13 protein-coding genes are annotated in these 19,486 nt (G+C 53.9%); 8 read left to right on the top strand and 5 right to left on the bottom strand.

Translation table 11 applies throughout. From position 1 onward, the window contains the following. Positions 1-211 precede the first annotated feature (211 nt). The 6 genes from H6F46_RS07785 to H6F46_RS07760 all read left to right on the top strand — a co-directional run bounded on the left by H6F46_RS07785 (position 212) and on the right by H6F46_RS07760 (position 6,342). Positions 212-1,288, top strand: a complete 1,077-nt coding sequence (locus H6F46_RS07785) for an NAD-dependent epimerase/dehydratase family protein (RefSeq protein ID WP_190354188.1) — start codon at positions 212-214, stop codon at positions 1,286-1,288. 57 nt (positions 1,289-1,345) lie between these two features. Beyond that, on the top strand, positions 1,346-1,939 hold the full coding sequence (locus tag H6F46_RS07780; RefSeq protein WP_199291439.1) for a DUF1349 domain-containing protein: 594 nt from the start codon (positions 1,346-1,348) through the stop codon (positions 1,937-1,939). A gap of 97 nt (positions 1,940-2,036) precedes the next feature. After that, positions 2,037-3,245, top strand: coding sequence for a DMT family transporter (locus H6F46_RS07775; RefSeq protein WP_190354187.1), 1,209 nt, complete (start codon positions 2,037-2,039; stop codon positions 3,243-3,245). A 48-nt stretch (positions 3,246-3,293) separates the two neighbouring features. Further along, on the top strand, positions 3,294-4,085 hold the full coding sequence (locus H6F46_RS07770; RefSeq protein WP_242027836.1) for a trans-aconitate 2-methyltransferase: 792 nt from the start codon (positions 3,294-3,296) through the stop codon (positions 4,083-4,085). 38 nt (positions 4,086-4,123) lie between these two features. Next, a complete protein-coding gene (locus tag H6F46_RS07765) occupies positions 4,124-5,263 on the top strand; it encodes a hypothetical protein (protein WP_190404989.1) in 1,140 nt (379 codons plus the stop codon). Between the two features lie 260 nt (positions 5,264-5,523). Continuing rightward, on the top strand, positions 5,524-6,342 hold the full coding sequence (locus H6F46_RS07760; protein WP_190354184.1) for a DUF4231 domain-containing protein: 819 nt from the start codon (positions 5,524-5,526) through the stop codon (positions 6,340-6,342). Positions 6,343-6,513: 171 nt separating this feature from the next. Here the strand turns inward: H6F46_RS07760 and H6F46_RS07755 are convergent, their stop codons facing one another. Then, on the bottom strand, positions 6,514-6,942 hold the full coding sequence (locus H6F46_RS07755; protein ID WP_190354183.1) for a hypothetical protein: 429 nt from the start codon (positions 6,940-6,942) through the stop codon (positions 6,514-6,516). Positions 6,943-7,159: 217 nt separating this feature from the next. Between H6F46_RS07755 and mazG the strand changes: the two genes are divergently transcribed. Beyond that, positions 7,160-8,017, top strand: coding sequence for a nucleoside triphosphate pyrophosphohydrolase (mazG, locus tag H6F46_RS07750; protein ID WP_190354182.1), 858 nt, complete (start codon positions 7,160-7,162; stop codon positions 8,015-8,017). A 272-nt stretch (positions 8,018-8,289) separates the two neighbouring features. Beyond that, entirely contained in the window at positions 8,290-8,547 is a 258-nt protein-coding gene (locus tag H6F46_RS07745) for a hypothetical protein (protein ID WP_143473140.1), read from the top strand. A 27-nt stretch (positions 8,548-8,574) separates the two neighbouring features. Here the strand turns inward: H6F46_RS07745 and gshB are convergent, their stop codons facing one another. The 4 genes from gshB to H6F46_RS19280 form a co-directional block, all read right to left on the bottom strand. Next, the gene (gene gshB, locus H6F46_RS07740) at positions 8,575-9,546 is read right to left on the bottom strand and encodes a glutathione synthase (protein WP_190354181.1); all 972 of its coding nucleotides are present in this window, start codon (positions 9,544-9,546) and stop codon (positions 8,575-8,577) included. A 96-nt stretch (positions 9,547-9,642) separates the two neighbouring features. Next, positions 9,643-15,246 (bottom strand): glycosyltransferase, encoded by a 5,604-nt coding sequence (locus H6F46_RS07735; protein ID WP_190354180.1) that lies wholly within the window; start codon positions 15,244-15,246, stop codon positions 9,643-9,645. A 205-nt stretch (positions 15,247-15,451) separates the two neighbouring features. Continuing rightward, positions 15,452-16,684 carry a CmcI family methyltransferase gene (locus H6F46_RS07730; protein ID WP_199291438.1) on the bottom strand — a complete coding sequence of 411 codons (1,233 nt, stop codon included), beginning with the start codon at positions 16,682-16,684 and terminating at the stop codon, positions 15,452-15,454. A 44-nt stretch (positions 16,685-16,728) separates the two neighbouring features. Further along, a complete protein-coding gene (locus H6F46_RS19280) occupies positions 16,729-19,362 on the bottom strand; it encodes a glycosyltransferase family 4 protein (RefSeq protein ID WP_242027835.1) in 2,634 nt (877 codons plus the stop codon). Positions 19,363-19,486 lie beyond the last annotated feature (124 nt).

Raw genomic sequence — 19,486 nt, 5'->3', positions numbered from 1 at the left:
TAATCGGTGAACGGAGCTGGTGTCGATTGCCCATTAGCTCATCACCAGTTCATTGATTGCAGCTTGAATGCAAAGCGATCGCGAGTTGATCACCAGGTTAATTTGGCCGTCAATTTGCCGCCAATTCAATAAGTCATTCACCTGCTCGGGTTTTGATTGCCCTGACCGCTTAGCTTCCCTTTGCCTGAACAAGAAATTTCAGCAGAACACTATGGATATTGCAATCGTAACTGGCGCATCCGGCTTAATTGGCTCTGCGGCTGTGCGCTTCCTGGCCGATCGGGGTTTACAAGTGGTTGGCATTGACAATGATTTACGTCGCTACTTTTTTGGCGAGGAAGCTTCCACCGCCTGGAACCGCGATCGACTGCAAGCCGAAGTTGCCCACTACATTCATGAAAACGAGGACATTCGCGATTTAGCAGCCCTAGAACGCATCTTCAAAACCTACAACACAGACATCAAAATCATTATTCATGCAGCAGCTCAACCATCCCATGATTGGGCCGCAACGGAACCTTTAACCGATTTTGCAGTGAATGCCAATGGAACCCTCAATCTTTTAGAGATGACCCGCCAGCACTGCCCCGAAGCAGTGTTTATTTTCACCTCTACGAATAATGTGTATGGAGATGCCATTAATCACTATCCATTAGTGGAATTGGAAACTCGATGGGAACTAGAACCGTCTCATCCCTATTTTGAACGCGGAATTGACGAGACCATGAGCATCGATCGCTCTGTACACACCATCTTCGGAGCTTCCAAGGTTGCTGCTGACATCATGGTGCAAGAATATGGCATTTACTATGGCTTAAAAACAGGCATTTTTCGGGGGGGATGTCTGACTGGCCCCGACCATTCTGGAACCCAGTTGCATGGTTTTTTAGCCTACCTCATGAAATGTGCCATTACCGGTCGTCACTACACTGTTTTCGGCTATCAGGCCAAACAGGTTCGCGATAATATTCACAGCTATGATTTGGTGAATATGTTTTGGCATTTTTATCAAAATCCTCGCTGTGGAGAAGTGTATAACGCTGGCGGCAGCCGCTATTCCCACTGCTCCATGATGGAGGCCATCACCCGCAGCAGCGAAATTGTGGGCAAGCCCATGAATTGGAGCTACAGCGAGCAAAATCGCCTCGGTGATCATATTTGGTGGGTCAGCGATGTGCAGAAGTTTAAGGATCACTATCCCGATTGGGACTTTAAATATAATCTGGATGATATTTTAATTCAAATTTATGAGGGTTTATCCAGGCGAGAAGATATGGCCTTGGTTTAGGATTAACAGGATTAGAATGCGATGGCTCTTGAATCAAAAATCTTGACAGGTTAGCTCATGGTCAACAGCTTTTCGGAAGCTAATTTCTGGTCAACAATGCAATGGCACAATCCACCAGCCGAATGGAGCGATCGCAATGGTCAACTTTGGGTTAAAACGGGCTTAAAATCCGATTTTTGGCGAACCACTCACTACGGATTCATTCGAGATTCAGGGCATTTTTATCATTGCGCCATCAACGGCAACTTTCGGGCACGCGTTTGTTTTGCAGGGCAATATCAAGATCTTTATGATCAAGCCGGATTAATGGTACGCGCAAGTGAAACTCACTGGCTCAAGTGTGGAATCGAATACGTTGAAGGCGTGCAATACGCCAGTGCAGTCGTAACGCGCGATCGCTCGGACTGGTCTGTTGCACCACTTCCTGGACAGCCAGAGCGTGTTTGGTTTGAAGTGCGCCGAAAAGATGAAGCAATTGCAATTCTCTATTCCCTGAATGGGGAGCAATTCACCCTATTACGATTAGCGGATTTTCCCGAAGATCCTACAGTTCAGGTAGGGCCCGTTTGCGCTTCGCCGGAGCGGGCCCACCTTGAGGTGATCTTTGAAGCTTTTATGATTGAATCTTGCTCTAAGCCAGTCGTCGATTAGTAACTATCATTCAAGCTTCCTCGAAGCTAGCGGGTGTCATTTCTGCTGTGATTTTTCTGCAAGGCATATCCAAACCTGAAAACCGTGGCTTAACCTTATGACCCCTGAAGCTCAAGCATCTCCCAGTGATGATTCAGACAATCCAAAAGAGGAAACAACCACCAATCATTCCATCAGCCAGCCACCCACTTCTGAGTCTGATTCCCAAAATCAGAACAATCGCCATTCATCACTGGCTTTTTTGTGGCTAATTTTGGGGCTAATCGCTCTCTCATCGACAGCCATTTTCATTAAGTTATCGATTCGAGAAATCAGTGCAGAAGCAACAGTTTTTAATCGATTATGGATTGCAACGCTGGCGTTTACGGGGTTGAATTGGCTTCAAAGAGAACAGCCTCCATCAGCAGTTTCCGAAAGCAAAACGGAAGGTGGCCATACTACCCAAAATTCTGGAGCAGCCGACCATTCTTCCGCAGCAGTAACAGACCAACAACAAAAACTACCTTGGGCAACCATCAACCTGTTGTTGGCACTGGGGTTTGTGCATCTTGTGGGGCGTTATTTGTGGACATGGTCGCTCACCAGCACCACCGCAGCCAATGGAGCAATGTTGGCGAATATGCCTCCCCTGTTCACGGCCCTTGGGGGTTGGCTTTTTTTGGGACAACGGTTCGATCGACGGTTTTTGAGTGGGTTGGCGATCGCGGTCATTGGGGCAATCACCCTCGCGATCGGTGACTGGATTCAACCCAAAGAAGCTCTTTTTGGCACTAGCGCCTTGCTTGGAGATGGGGCAGCCTTGCTCTCCTCAGTCTTTTACGCGGCCAGTTTCCTGCTCGTTGAAAAACTGCGTCAGCACCTTTCAACCTCAAAAATTCTAGTATGGCGCTGTGCTATTGGTTTGCTCTTGGCAACACCGATTGTTTGGGCGATCGATAGCACCATCTTTCCCATTAGCACCATGGGTTGGATTGCAGTCATTGGACTCGCATTAATTAGTGAAGTCACCGGCCATGGATTAATTGTTTATAGCCTCAAGCATTTCTCTTCTACATTTGTCACCATTGTTTTGTTGCTAGAGCCAGCCCCTGTTGCTGCCATAGCTTGGTTGTGGTTTGGTGAATTTCTTGATCCTCTTAATATTTTGGGCTTCTTTCTAATTACCCTCGGAATTTATCTAGCCAAAACAGGCACTGGAGCAACAGGAAGCAAAAACAATAGTCCCAATCTAATTCCCAACCCATCAAATACATCTACTAGTCAAGATTTGGCACTAGAGACACCAGAAATTTCTGGCGAATCGTAGTAGCTTTACGCGACATTTTTAGCTTCAAATTCAAGGAGGATTGCTATTATGAGCCATCCAGAATCAACGAATCAAGACAACCAAAATTTATTTTATAACGGTTGCTTTTACGACTTAATTTTTCAGGGATCCTATCGACACTCAGTTCAATCTCAAGACATTGGATTTTGGCAGTCGATCGCCCAAGTTCACGGCAGTCCCATTTTGGAACTGGCTTGCGGAACTGGAAGGGTTACCACTGATTTGGCAGAAGGAGGCTTTCTTTGCACCGGCATCGACATTTCAGAATCCATGCTCAATGCGGCTCGTACTAAATCCCAGAAAGCCCATTGGGTTCAAGGAGACGTTCGTGATTTTGATCTTCAGACTCAGTTCTCCCTCATCATTTTTCCCTATGACACATTTACCCACTTGCATAGTCTTGATGATGTGCGGCAGTGCTTAAGTCGGGTTCGTCAACATCTGGCTCCTGGCGGTCATTTCATCGTAGATTTCAAAAATCCCTACTATATTTTCGACATTCTGCAAAATCCGGATCGAATTGATCCTTATTCTCAGTTTCAAGATCCTCAGGATGGCTCTTTGGTGACCATTAAACGGCGGAGGCAGTATCATGCCTGGAGCCAGATCCATACAATGACATTGATGTTTTATCGCAATGGCGTTCAGTTTGCGGAAGAAGATTTAGATCTCCGAATTTTTTGGCCGCAAGAGATTATGACACTCTTGCAAGCTAATCATTTTCAGATCGTGAAAACCTGGGGGGACTATCAATCGGGATCCTATAGCATTAATGCTTCACACCTGATTTTGGATTGCCAAGTAAGTCCTAGTCCTTAGTCTTTTCAGTTAATCCTCTCTGGCGGTTTTTCATTGCAATGATTTCTAGCTCTTGTTCTACTTCACCCTTGTCTCGTCAAGCAATGACCATCAACTTTTTGGCATGGCTTTATGGTGAAGAGTCCCTATTTCGCAGTGGGACAGGCTTAGTTTATCCAATCAATCTATGCTCTTGGGTTGAAAAACCACGAAGTCCAAGGCAGGTTTTGGGCAACTTAAAGCTTGAAACAGGTCAATTTCCAAGCAGTAGCTGGTTACTGGAGAAAATGCAACGCACAAGGAAGCATTTATGGAATGGAAAAACCTATGCATTGGACTTTATAGATCGATTTAAGCCTGCTTCTGATGCTGAAGATTTTCTGGCGGGCGATCGCCTCCACTGCACCGTGGGATCGTACTTTGATACTGTCAATACTTGCACCATTTTGGAAGCTGAATTGGAGCAGGCGATCGCCACCTTACCGCTCGATGCTTCCCCCCAAGACTGCTATCAAGCCTTGCCCTTGCGACAGAAACTTCATGGCGATCGCCGAGGGCAGGAGGCGCTGCAAGATGCCTGGACAGGACACAACCGCAGTGCCGCGATCGCCATTTCCTGTTGCTTTGTTGTAAATGTCAGTTCTGAGACAGATTCCCAGGATAAATATCGATACTTTCTGCATCAGCGATCCGCACAGGTTGCTGAGGGAGCAGGTCAGTATCATATTGTCCCGTCGATGATCTTTCAGCCAACGGGTGTTGACCCTTTTGATCAGCAATCTTATAACTTGGAAGCAACGATCTTACGAGAAGTTGCGGAGGAATTATTTGACCATGAAGAGGGAGAGCAGACAGTCAATTTATATCCTGAAATTGCTGATCTCCAAGCCCTATTGGTCAATGGGGGAGCAACTTTGCTGATCACAGGGGTCGCGATGGATTTGCTTTGTCTACGTCCCGAGTTTTTAGCGCTGCTTTGGATTCGCGATCGCACGTGGTTTGAGCGCCATGGATCATCTCTCAAATTTTCTCAGCATGAATATACCCCTAACTCAACCATTCAAGAAAGCTCGCGGGATATTACCGATCCGCAACCTTTTCAAGAAACAGGGGAATTTGCGCCCCATTGTTGCGTAGCCGCCGGGGCAGCTAGTGCCCTTTTAGCCAGAGACTATATTACTCAGTTTCTTGGCTGTTGAAGTCAGGTAAATGAATTGAGCTGGTTAACCTTAGCCAGTTGCCTTGGGTTGGTTAGAATGGGTTGGTTATCACTTACCAATCCCAATCAGTAAATTGCATTTGATTTGTGGCATTCGATTAGCTGGAGTCAATTCAAAACCCACTACAAATTATTGCTGTTATTTGGGTTTTAAGCCTGATCATTACCTCGGAAGCCATTGCCCCAAATCCAAATGCATTGTCATTCGGACACAAGAATCTAGCTCTGGAGTTTTGAGCCATGAATACTGCTGAGTTAACGCAAAGCGATCGCAAGGTCTATCTGATTCTTGACACCATTCAAGCCCTATTAATCACCAGCGCTGTTGGCATTGTGGGCTTCAACCTTTGGGGAATTACACACTCCAATATGTTGCCAGCCAGCTTTGCAGCAACAGGTCTCATTGTTTTTCTTTTGTTGGTGAACCGAAGTGTTGGCAAGGCAGTTCGCCAAGCGGCCCGCGAACGGGAGAGTAGTTTTAAGGGATCTCTCTACGGGCAGTTTAATCCAGACAATGAAGATGTTGATGATGCATCAATCAATTTGTTGCGCAGTCGTGCAATTCAATATTGCGAGGACTTGATTGCTGACTATCGGCTCATGCGGAGTCAGTCTCAAATTATTTATTATGTCTTTCAGGTAGCGACCATTGTGTTGTCGGGCGTGACACCGATTTTGGTGCTGCTAGATAAAACAGAAACTGGCCTTCCTTGGCTCAAGTGGTTACCGGTGCTGTTCCCGGCTGTTGCATCGATCGTCACAAGTATTTCCACGTCTTTTCCTTTTCAGGAAAACGCTGTGGCTGCCAATACGGCTGTTGAGTTTTTGGAAGCCGAGCTAGAGAAGTTCATTCTTGGGGTAACGAATGCCTATCGCTTTAGCGATTTATCGCCTCGGGAACGTCGCGTCAAGCTGCAAGAAGCTGTTGAAAGTTTTATTATTCAGGTGAATAAAATTCATTTGAAACAGTTGCAAAACTCTGGCGATGCTGAATCCCAAAAGAAGGGGCCGGACATGAGCAGTGATGCAGCGAGTAACCCAGAGGGCAATCCAGGATAGGGCAGTCCAGGATAGGGCATGAATTTAAGGGCTGCATCTAGAGACGAACAGTCGTGTTAGTCAAAGCATTTGGGGTGACACCTAGCCTGTCAGCGATCACCGCCCTTTCCGATCGCTGCCCACTGGGTGTCACCACAATAGATTGCTACGACGAATTGCGATGATCAAGATTTAGGGACAGCCATTCACTAAATCTGGACGGCGTTGATCAAATTCATTCCAATAATTCTGAAATGCGGCTTGTGAGCGTTCACGAGCTTGGCTCAACTGATCGGAAGAACGCCCATGTTGCTGAATATAGATCTTGGCGGCTTCGGCCCCTCGCAACCTGGCTTCTGCACCGGCCACGCCACAATCGCGCAAGACGGGATCAGACAACCCAGCCGCCGCATTCAAAGACCGGCGATAGTTAATGATTGCAGTATCAAAATCTCCGCGCTGTTCTGCTTGGTAACCCGCATTTTGAGGATGCTCCACGGCGGGGCCATAGGGTGTGGTTCCTTGGGCAGTTTCAATGGTTAGGGCGATCGAACTGGTGATCGTCAACGTCAGGGTACTGAGACCGATCGCCCAGCGTTTTGCAGACCAAACAAGAGCCATAAAACCTCCAATGGAAAAATTCAATTAAATCCACATTCAATGCACATTCTCGTGCATGTTTAATACATGTTTAATACATGCTCAAGACCCGGCGTTTAGGTCTTAGCACAGGATGACTTCCCCAGGATTGGTGTATCGGCCAGCAATTTTTCGGGGCGGTAACCGTTAGGATTGGCAGTGGTTTTCTCCTCGATGCATAGCAGATGCATGGTTGCCTATGTCTTCGCTCGATCGCCCGTCTGAAATCCTGACAGCCTTGCAACGTTTGATCGATGTGGTGGCCCAGTTGCGCGATCCGGTGCGGGGCTGTCCTTGGGATTTGGCACAAACGCCCGAAAGCCTCGTGCCTTACATCCTGGAAGAAGCTTACGAAACCGTGACCGCAATTCGCAGTGGCGATCGCGCGGAAACGGCGGAGGAATTGGGCGATTTATTGCTTCAGGTGGTGTTGCAAGCGCAACTGGCCAGCGAGGCGGGGGATTTTGATTTGGGGCAGGTGGCCAACGGCATTGCCGATAAGTTGGTGCGTCGTCATCCCCACGTATTTGGCGAGGCTGAGGCCACCGATGCGGCGGCGGTGCATCGGCAATGGGAACAGATTAAGGCTGCGGAAAAGGGGGAGCCGATCGACCAACCGCCCCCCCTCAGCGCCAAACTCGATCGCTATGTCAACCGCTTGCCACCCTTGATGGCAGCCCTGAAGATGTCGGAAAAGGCGGCGGCGGCGGGCTTCGAGTGGGACAGCCTGGAGGGGGTTTGGGAGAAATTTCACGAGGAGTTGGCGGAGCTGCAAGGGGCGATCGCCCAAGGCGACCCGGAACACCAGGCTTCGGAATTGGGCGATTTGCTATTCACGGTGGTGCAATTGGCACGCTGGCAGGGCATTGACCCTTCGGCGGCGCTCCATGGAACCAATCAGCGATTTGTGCAGCGGTTGCGAATGATGGAGGCCCTGAGCGATCGCCCCTTGGAACAGTACAGCCTTGAAACCTTGGAAGCCCTTTGGCAGAAAGCGAAGGCTCAATTGGGGCAAGGATCCGGTCAAGAATCAAGTGCTCAGAATCAGGAATTTTAATTTCCCGCTTGAGTTCAGCAACTGTCCATTGGGGCCGCTGCCATTCACAAAATCTAGAGCCAAAAAATCTAGAGCCAATCCAACAAATCTAAAGCCAATCTGAAGTTATGGCCGGGATCACCGGAAGCGTCATGATCAGGGCGGGCGATTCCTGAAACCCATGGCAGCATGAGGATGTGGCCCCGATCGCGCGAAGGCGAGGCCACCCTCGCGGCCCCAAGCGGGCCTCGGGGAGCTGTTTCGCCAGTGTGAGTTCCGCACTGCTCTTGGTCATGTCCTACCATGTTTCCCTCCTCGGCCCCGTCAGCGGCCAAATTCAGCGCTGTTCCGACTTAGATGGTTGGGTTCCTGAACCCGGCGATCGGTGGCAAAGTTTCCGTTGGGATCGACGTACCCTCCGTCAATTGAGCGATCCGAACCTGGGCCGGCAACAGTGGCTTCAATGGCTGGGCCACGCGGAGGTGGCCACAGCGGAAGCCGTCAAAAGCTTGATGGTGCTGGAAGGCTGGGATCGCTGCCAGCATCCCTAATTCGCTGGGGGTTGGGCTGATACAGCCTTACTGGGTCGGGGAATTTTGGGCTAACCAATCCAAAACTCGATCGCCCAAACGTACCCCGTCGAGCCGATCGATCTCGCGCATTCCCGTGGGGCTGGTGACGTTCACTTCGGTTAAGTAGCCGCCGATTACGTCAATGCCCACAAAGATCAACCCGTCGCGCTGGAGGGTGGGGGCCAAGGCGGCCGCAATTTCCCGATCGCGATCGGTCACGGCCACCTTCACGGCCGCCCCGCCCACGGCCATGTTGCCGCGAAACTCACTGCCGGTGGGAACCCGATTCACCGCCCCGATCGGCTCGCCATTCAACAAAATCACCCGTTTATCGCCGGCCTTGGCTTCCGGCAAAAACTGCTGCACCATCACCGGCACTTGACCCCGCTGGGTGCTGATTTCCACTAGCGAATTGAAGTTGCGATCGCCCGGCTCCAGGAACAAAATGCCCTCGCCCGCTTTGCCGCCCAGGGGTTTCAACACCGCCGCGCCCCGCCGCTCCACAAACGCCCGAATGATTTCCCGATCGCTGGTGACGATCGTTTCGGGAATTACCGAAGTGAATTGCAGGGCATACATTTTCTCATTGGCAGCCCGAATCCCGCTGGGGCGGTTGATAACCAGGGTTTTAGCCGGATTGACATAATCCAGCAAATAGGTGGCGTAAAGATAGGGCACGGTCACGGGCGGATCGGTGCGCATAAAAACCGCATCCATGGCCTCCAGAGGCTGCCACAGCGCTTCGCCCAAGCTGAACCAGTCCTCAACGGCTAACCAGCGTCCTTCGCCCAGGGTCACGGGGGCCAAGGCGACCGGCAACAGCTTGGCCCAGGCTTGGGAATCCCGCACACTCAGATCCGTGGCTTGGGTCATGAAAACCTGGTGGCCCGCCAGTTGGGCCGTTTCCATCAGGGCAACGCTGGTGTCGTGGGTCGGATCCAGTCGTTCGATCGGGTCAATGATAAAAGCCAGTTTCACGAGGTGCTCCCGAATGTTGATTGACGAAGGGCGCTCAAGAATCTGGGTTCAAGAGCAGTTGTGAGTCCAGGGTTGCGATCGCCGTTTCCAAATCACCTAGCGGGCCCCTAGCTCGCCCCGTTGCCAAGCGGCAAACAGTTGCTCAAAGGCTAGCCCCATCAGTGTTGAATAGCGGCGACTGTCAAAGAAAACCGGGTTGGCCGCCATGGCCCGCTGGATGCGATCGCTCAAGGCCTGCCGCCAGTCGCGGTTTTTAGCCAACCGCACCGCCAATCGCAGATAGTCCGCCTCATCGGCCGCAATCAGCTCCGGAATTCGCAGCGATTGCAACAGGGCCGAGGCCATCCGCGATCGGAACGCCACCCCTTCCAGCACCACGGGCGGCATTCCCACCAGCAACGGATCGATCGTGGAATTCACCCCCGCAAAGGGGAACGAATCCAAATAAACATCCCCCAGCTTCAGGCACTCGCGAATGTCGGCCATGGTGGGCAAGGGATTCAAAATCACTAGGCGCTGCGGATCCACACCCACGGCGGCCAAGTCCGATCGGAACCGATCGATGAACGGTTGCGCGGGATAATTTTGCCCCCAATTGGGATTGAACGGATAGAGCACCAGCACCGAATCCGCCACCTGTGCCAGCAGTTTCACCCAGACCGATCGCAACTCCGGCACAATTTTGTTGAAATTGGCTCCGGACATATAAACCGTGGTTTGATCCGTAGCTCCCCAGGAAGCCCGCGAGGGTTGAATCGTCGCCGTTTGGGGCAACACGTCATAGTTAAAGGCATGGGCCGGCCCCTCAACCGCCAACAGCTTTTCCGTGTAGCGGGTTTGGGCATCGGTGGTCTCCGTCAGCGACCCGGAAATATAGGCATCCACATGGGCCATCCCCGTGGTGACCGGTGCTGAGGTGGACATCACCTGCACTCGGGCCAGGCGCTGCACCGCCAACACCGTGATCGGATTGGTCACCATGGTGACGTTCGTGCCAATCAGCAGCAAATCCAGGTCATCGGCCCGCATCCGGGCCGCCTGTTGGGCCAAGCTCCCTTGCAAATGCACAAACTGATCGGCGCGGCTGGCGCAATATTGCTCCAGGGGATGACCGGTGGCAAAGACGCTATAGAGAATGATCTCAAAGCGCGATCGATCCAAATATTCAAAGGCGGGCAAGGTGGTGAAGGTTTCCGTTTGGGGCGTGAAGTGATCCTTCAAAATCCCCACCCGCAGCTTTTGCCGCTGGGGATCCCTGGGCCCAAACCGATAATCGACCACTTCGCCCTGATCCTTCAGGGTTTTCGCAATCAGGAACGCTCGCTTGCGATAGATATCCGTTGGGCTGTCGGCGGTGAAATACAAAGGCGTGAAAGTGCCGCGATAGGCCAGCCAGCGGGCCAGTTTTTGGGAAACCTCATCTTCAGGGCGCGTTTCGTTGGTGCGATAGACCTGGTTAGTCCAACGGGTGATGTGTTGGGCAAAGCGATCGGCATCGCCCACCTCTTGGAAATAGAGGGGGGCTTCCTGCATGTAGAGGGCATAGGCCTCTAGGAACCATTGGGGCAAGTAAATCGCGCCATAGTCCAAGGGCAGTTGATAAGCCCGGCAATACATCATCAGGATGATGAAGTTGCGAAGCTGGCTCAGGGTTTTGATGCCCCCCTGGAGACTGCTGATCAGGGGTTCAATGAACGATCGCTCGTCAGCGGTCCAGGGTTCGTAGCGCAAGTCCGTTTCCACCAAGGCCTTGTTCGCTTGACCCAATCGGGCCAGGTAGGCCTCATCGAGGCGATCGAACGGAATTCGCAACCATTGTTCCGCCAATTGGCGACGGGCATTCCGCAACCGTTCAATCACCTTGGGATCGGTGGAATGTTGACGATAGGCGGCCACGGCCTGTTTCACCTCGTTCACCAAGGGTACAAACAGCACCACCATGGAAGCCAGAGGGGTAATGTCCCGAACTAGGGCTTGGGTCTCCTCGGTTGTGGCAGTTGTGGCAGTTGTGGTCAAGGGGGCGATCGGGGCCGGATCCGCCGGAGCGGGTGAGTCCGGGGCCGCGGGAGCCGTTTGCAACAGACAGTCAATGACGGCCGATCGGGTTTCGATCGAATCCTCACAACGGAGCGCTTCCCGCAGTTGCGCGATCGCCGTTTCCCAGTCGGCCCGCTTCAGGCTGTCTTGGGCCACCCCGATCGCGTATTGGGCATAGTATTGCAAGGCGCGGCGAGCCAGTCGATCGCGTCGATCGGTGGGGAGATAGGCTCGGGCCAAGTCAATGGCGCGGCGAGTGTCGGCAATGTTGGCCCCGGTGCGGGTGAGTTTGGAGGTGGTGGAACCGTCATGCCGCCGAAACACCGCCAAGGGTTCTGGCTCAAACCACAGACCCCAGCGACTGGCTAGGCGCTGCCACATTTCCCAATCGGCCGCCGAAGCCGCCGCCGGGTCAAACCCTCCCAATTCCTCATAGGCCGCGCGGCGCACTACCATGGCGGAAAATTGCACCCGTTGGCGCTGGGCAATTCGATCGACCCAATCACTCACGGGCCCGGCCGTTTCCCGTTCCAGTTCAGAAGTCCAAACAATTCGCCCCTGGTGATCGATGTGGTGATGCCGACAGAGCACCATGCCCACCCGATCACCCGCCTGCTCGATCGCCCGGGTCATCCGCTCCACAAATCCCGGCAGCAACCCATCATCCTGGTGCAACAACAACACCCACTGGCCAGACGAGCGACTCAAACAATCCTGCCAATTGCCTAGCAGTCCTCGATTGTTTGGCTGACGGGTATACAGCACCCGATCGCCCGCCACCCGCTGCACGATCGCCCGCACATCCACCCGATCGGACGCATCATCCAAGACCTCGATCTGCATTCGATCGGCCGGCAGGGCCTGATCCAACACACTTTGCAGCGCCAAGGTCAATTGCTGCGGATCGGGGTTATAAACCGGCAACATCACCGACCACAGGGGCCGCTCCGTTCCCGCCGGAACTGGAGCCAGGCGCGGCCGCTCGGATTTCAGCAGCCGATCCATATGTTTGGTCATTGCCTGAGCAATTTGTTGCGATCGGGAATGGAGCTGATCAAACCAGGGAGCCGCCACCAGCTTGTGATAAAACCGGCGAGCATCGGTTTCCAACTCTTTCTCCGCCGAATTGAGCTGGGTCACCTGCTGGGCATGGATCCGCCGACTAGACAGGGGGCACGCAATAAAGCCCACCTTGTACTTGGCCAACAGCCGCAACCAAAGATCCAAATCCACCAATTGCTTCAGGGCCGGATCAAAACCACCCACGGCCAAAAGAGCATCGGTACGCACCAACACCGCGCTCGGTTCGCCAATTTTGTTGATTTGCCCCACCTTTTCCACGGGATCCACCGGATCCTGAAACAGCTTTTTCAGCTTGTCCAGCTTGGTCGGATCCGTGGGAGCCAGCAGCAAGCGCGGATCTCGCAGTAGGTCTACCCCCGGTTGCACCGCCTGCAAGTGCGACCAACCATGGTGCAAGTTCTCACTGCCGGCCGCCAACCGTTGGGAAGCGGGATCCTGGGCCGCCGACGGATCCAGCAACAAGCGCCGAGGGGCAAACACCAGGGCAATTTCCGGATCGCTTTCCGCCAAGGCCACCATGGCCTTCAGACAGTCACGATCGAGCAAATCATCCTGGTGCAAAAACTTCAGATATTTGCCCCGCGCAAATTCCGCACAGTGGTTCCAGTTGGCCACCATGCCCGCCTGCGGCCCCGCCACCAGTTGAATTCGTTGGGGATCCTGAGCCGCCGCGGCTTGCAGTTGCTCGATCGTCCCATCGGTGGAACCATCGTCACTGACAAACACTTCCAAGTGGGGATAGCTCTGCTGGAGCGCACTGGCCAGGGCTTCATCAACATAGCGCCGTCCGTTATAGGTGGGAATGGCGATCGTGACGAGGGGCTGTTGGCTATGGATGGTTTGGGCTTGCAACCGTTCGTAGTCCCGGCGAAATCCCGGGCGATCGAGCAACCCGGCCAGGGCGGGACTATAGCAAAGGTCATAGCGCAACTGGAGATCCCACTTGGTTTCCAAAACCCGCAATGCCGCCTGGCGCTGGGTTTCCGGATCCGTGAGCTGATGTTGCCAAGCCAGGGGGTGGTGCTGGCGCAGGCGCGATTCGGGCACAAAGATATGGCGATAGCCGGCCGATCGCAACTTCAAACAGAAATCCAAATCCGCCGCAAAAATGCCCAAACGCGGATCCACACCACCCACCCACGCCCAGGTTGATCGGCGGCAACACATCCCCGTCCAGCGCAAGGCCGAAACATTATTGGCCAGGTCTATGTGGGCTAGGTTGGCGTAGTTAGAGACCTTGGTATCCAAACCCTGATAGAGACAAAGCCCCTCGGGATTGAGGCCCAAGGTCAGGCCCGCCTGTTCAATTTGCTGCTCTGGATCCAACACCATGGGGCCAGCCACGCCAATGCGCGATCGCTGAACCTGTTCCACCAGACGGGTTAACCAAGCGGTTCCCATCGGCTCCATGCCATCTTCCCAAAACACCAGATAATCGCCCCGGGCCTGTTGCGCCGCGTGATTGGCAGCAGCAGCCCAATTGAAATCCTCACAGGGCACGACCCGCAGTCGATCGGTTCCCAACTGGGTTTGCCACCGTTGCAACACCTGCAAAAGGCCCGGCTCCGGTTGCGTGGTTCCCAACACGGCCAGCACCTCATAGGGGCCATAGTCCGTGTGGCGAACAATTCCGTTCAGGCAGCGATCGAGGTCGGCGGGGCGATCGCCCACAAAAATCAGCAGAGAAACCAATTTGCGCTCAGCGATTTGGTAGCGCATTCGGTAGTGGCCCGGCCGTTTGGCGATGGTTTCCACTTGCCCCGGTTCCCCACGCCGCTCGATCGCCTCACGCAAGGCCTTTTTCGCTGCCTCATAGGCATAGGGCTTGGCTTCGGTGGAACCCGCCGCCGATCCGGAGTGAATCCGCCAGTGATAGAGCACCCGGGGAATGTGATAGACCCGATCGGTCTGCTCCGTAAAGCGCAGGGCTAAGTCATAGTCTTGGCTGCCCTCAAACCCTGCCCGAAACCCACTCACCTGGGTCAAAATCGATCGCCGGTAAACGGTCAAGTGGCAGATATACATCCGCGTCAAAAACGAGTCGGGACACCAGGCCGGCTTACAGGTCGGTTCCGACAAAATCCCCTTTTCATCGATTTTGTCTTCGTCGGTGTAGATCATGTCCGCATCGGGATGCAGTTGCAGCAGCGAGGCCACTTCAAACAGGGCATCCGGCGTAAGCAAATCGTCATGATCCAGCAGGGCAACATATTCACCCGTCGCAATTTCCAGGGCGGAGTTGGAAGCACGGGAAATATGACCGTTTTCAGTGCGGAAGGCGACCTTAATTCGCGGATCGCGCTGTTGATATTGCTCAAGCAGCGGCCGCATGTGGGGCGCGGTGGAGCAATCGTCCGCAATACACAATTCCCAATCGGGATAGACCTGGGCCAACACCGACTCGATCGCCTCAATCAGCAGTTGCTCCGGTGTGTTGTAGGTGGGCATCACAATGCTGATGGTCGGCCGGTAGCGGAATCCTTGCCGCGCCGTGGTGGCCATGCGATCGAGGTCGGCGGCGGTGGGCCGGTTCGCGATCGACCATTGGTGGTAGGTACGCGGCGGGGAATTGTCGGCCATCGGAGTTGCGGTCGGGTTGAGGGTTTGGGGGGCGATCAAGTGGAGAATAACGGTTTTCTGGAGCGGTTCCAACCCAGATCAACGGAGCAGGGCCCCGAATTGATCTAGCAATTGATTTAGCAGTCGAATCACCGCTTCCACCTGCACCCAAAGATCTGCGGGGTTCGCCACCATGCGGGCGAATCAACGGCTATTCATCCAGCCGTTAACGCCGCTGCCATGCTTCCAAGGCGGCGGTTACCACTGGAGCCAACCAGTTAGGTAACTGAGGATAGATTCGCTCCCACACTGAGCGATCGACCGCTGGAATTGGATAGGCGATGGCCACCAATGCCGTCCGGATGGCCGATTCGGGTTCCGGCAAACCACTGCAATATTCCACAAAAGTCAGCAGAAAATCGAGATCGGTTGGCAGGATGGGCCGCTGTCCAAACCGACTCGCCACTAGCCGCTGATAAATTTGTCCGCTGGTGCTTTGCCAGATCACCGGCAAGTCTTCGATCGGCGCTTCCTTCCAGTAATGGGCATAGCGAGAGCGAGCATTACTGAGTTCTGCCAAGGCCCCCCAATGTTCAGGCGATCGCTCGTAAAGATCCAAGCAGCTATCTATCCAGTTCAACCAAAACTCGTCCCATTCTGGCAATCCCGGCTCGCCCAGTTCGCGCGGCGGGAATGAAGGGGCGATCGCCCCAGCGGTCGTCCGTTTGCGAAGGAAACCGTTGAGACACCAGGTCATATTCCGTTCATAGAAGTCACAGAAATAGGTGTCAATCTCATATTCATCCCCGCAAACCATCAAGAATTCTTCCAAGGCTTGCAGTGGTTTCCCAGCACTGAGGCTATCTTCCACAATCACATAATCACCCTGCTCTAGCCAGCCGTGGAAAAACTCCAACACCGCAATGGTTGTTCCGTAGGAGTGATCCGCATCCTCAATCACTAACCAAGGGCGCGGTAGGCTGGCCAACCAGTCCGGCGAAAGGGTTTGCCCCAAGTCTCGGCCATCCCCTGCCAAAAAGGTCACCTTTGGATGGCTCACATCGGTCACCGGGTTGATGTCGATCGAGTAGATATGCCCATCAATTCCAAAATTATTCAGGTGATCTCCCAACCAGAGAGCGCTTCCCCCGGCAAAGGAGCCAATTTCAAAAATGGTGCGAGGCTTCAGTTCCCAGAGCAGCAGGGAATAGAGCGCCCAGTCAAAAGGATTTTTGATGGTCTGAATGCCCCGATAGCGGTAGCTGCGAGCGGCCATCTCGATCGCCACCGCGTCGCTACCCGTCAGGAAGGAGGTTTGGATGGGGCGCACTGAGTCCCAGGGGCGATCGCGCCAGTGGCAAAACCGGCCCTCAGTATTCATTAGCCCAGCATTGGGGTCTGGGGCTGACGGTGTAACAGACTCTGCCCGATCGCTGGCCCCCGATTCGGAGCCAGCCACCTCCGTTAACTCAGGTAATTGAGGACTGCCAGCCTCAGCGTTCCCTAGGATGCCATTTTTTTTTGAGCCTCGGACTCAAACACCGCCGCGTACAGCGGGAACAGCCAACCGGGCAAACGGGTTGCCGCATCCTTCACCTGCATTTGTCCCGGCGCGTAGTACATCATTGCGCCCAAGAACGCATTCAAACCACCGGGCTGCTCAAAACCACGCGCTGCTGTTTCCGCCAGCTTCACCAGCAGTTCCCGCTCCCCATCCGTCAACGGCTCCCGTTGGAATCCTGATTTCAGGTACATGCCATAACGGCGGCCCAGTTCACTGTTGAACACAGCCTCCAGTTGAGATGGGGGAACCGTCAGCCAAAACTCAGCCACCCGTTGTCGCAATTGGCGCAGTTCCGCCACCGTTTCCCCATCTTCCGGGTCGATTTCGTAGAGATTGGAGCAGCCCAAGAAGCGGTTCAGAAACACCATGTCCTCCGCCAAATTGGGGGGCTGGCTCACGGAGGGTGGAGCAGCCGCAGCCGGGGCGGCCGTGGGGACGGTTGGTTGCGGGGACGGCACTAAGGGAGCAGTTGTCGCTTGATCCGCTTCAAAAATCCGCTGATAGTCCGGCAGCAACCAAGCCGGTAAGCGATTAGCTGCGTCCCGTACCTGCATTTTGCCCGGTGGCAGATACATCATGATGGCCAACAGCGCATTCAGCCCCGGGTAGCGATCGATTCCCTGACTGATCAACCCCGTCAACTCCTGAACAACGGACTCCTCTTCGGGGAGTAAGGGATAGTTTTGATAGCCACTATCAAGCAGGGCCAAGTAGCGGCGACCAAATTCACTCTTGTAGAGAGACTCCAGTTGCTCAAGGGGCGTTTGGGCCCAAATTTGCCCTACCTGCTGACGGATCAGCCGCAGCTCTTCTGCGATCGAGGTTTCTTCGGGGTCGATGTAGTAAAGATTGGCACAGCCTAACAACCGATTCAGGAAGGTCATGTCCTGATGAAGGGGCGCGGTTGCTGAGGTTGGCGGGGCGATCGGCTGTGGAGCACTGACTGGCTCTACAGTTCCAGGCGGCTCAAAGACCGATTGATAATCCGACAGCAGCCAAGCCGGAAGCTTCACTGGGGCCTGATCAACCTTCATCTTGCCAGCGGGGAGATACAGCATCACCCCCAAGAACGCCTGCAAGCCAACCGGATGTTGAACGGTATGCTGACTCACTTGATTAGTGAGAGCTTGAAGGTAGTTGGCTTCTTCACCCGTGAGGGGCTGGGATTGGAAGCCGCTGTGCAGCAAGGCGCGATAGGCTTGGCCCACAGAGCCTTGGTAAAGATCTGGGAGTTGCTCCGCTGGCGCAGCCTTCCAAAGCTCGGCAGTCTGGCGGCGTAGCTCCCGCAGGAGGTTAATCGTGCTTTGGTCATTGGGATCAAGTCCATACACCCGCACAACGTTCGTGATGCGATCGCACAGCCACTGGGTGTAGGGATCGGTGGCAGGGGAGGTGGGAATGGAAAGGGCCATAGGGCTGCTGAGTTCGGCTTTTCGGCGCAATAGCTCCTCGAATTTTAGTTCGAGTTGGTCAATCGATCGCTCAATGTCAAATTTGGCAAAGGCTGCTGCTTGTCCTGTGGCGGCCAGGCGCGCCCAACGTTCCGGATCCTGCGGCAAACTGATCAGAGCCTGAGCCAGGGCGATCGGATCACCAGCCGGGAATAACAAGCCACTCACGCCGGATTCAATCACCTCTGAAGCCCCGCCCACCCCTGTGCTCAAGACCGTTAGCCCGGCCGCCATTGCTTCAACCTGTACAATCCCGAAAGCTTCCGGCTGAATCGAAGGGAACACAAAGACATTGTGCTGAGCAAAACAGTCAGCCAGTTGCGATCGATCCAAATGGCCAACCAGGCGCACCCGATGGACTAACCCTGTTTGTTGCAGGTACTGTTGCAGGGCCGCCAAATAATCCGCATGAATTGCATTACCTGCGATCGTGCATTCAAAATCCATCTGCTGCTGTTGCAGCACGGTCAGGGCTTCCAGCAGGGTGTGGGGCCCCTTGGTTTGAATCACTAACCCAGCGTACAAAATCCGGAGTTTGTCCCGCTGGGGCAGCGTGGGACGGCTAAATTGCCGTACCAGAGCGCCGGGATGAATCGTTGACGTTTCCAGTTGCGTTAACCCTGCATCTCGCACCGCCTGAGCCACGGCCTCGCTAGCGGTGGCCAAGTGATAGAGCGGGTGCTGGGGAGCAAGGGTTGGTGGGTAAGGAACCTGGGCAAACCCCAGGTGATGAATTGTCGGAATTTGTTGTTCTAGCAAAGGCCCAAAAACCGCCGGGCCGAGGAATGAGATATTACCAACCAGGCAAAGATCGGGTTGGACTTGCGCCAAAACCTCGCGCAGGATGCGATCGTTATGGGCCACGATCGCATGGATTTGGTTAGGATCCTGAAACTCTTGGGTTTGACCTTCGTAGGTTCCCCACAGTTGCAAGCGGCGATCAATGCCATCTTCTCGATCTGGTGTGCAACCCAGGTAAGGTGCATCGCTGGTTAGAACATGTATTTGGTGACCACGGGATTGCAACCCAGCAGCAAAATCCGCGAGCGATCGGCCATACCCCCCCAGTTCTTGGGGTGGATATAGATTGGTAATCGTCAGAATTCGGTGGCTTCTCGACAACCCTTTGCCCAATGAGTCAGCAGTGGAAGTTATTTGATGCAGTATCTCAGGGACAAACCAATCTGGCAAAAAGAGTTCACCAATTCTTTCCGCGTGAATTGATAACTTTGAAGGGTGTAGGTAA

Origin of the sequence: Limnothrix sp. FACHB-1083 (assembly GCF_014696485.1) — a bacterium.
GTDB lineage: Bacteria > Cyanobacteriota > Cyanobacteriia > CACIAM-69d > CACIAM-69d > CACIAM-69d.
The sequence above is the reverse complement of the archived record's forward strand: the minus strand, read 5'-3'. Positions and strand labels throughout refer to the sequence as shown.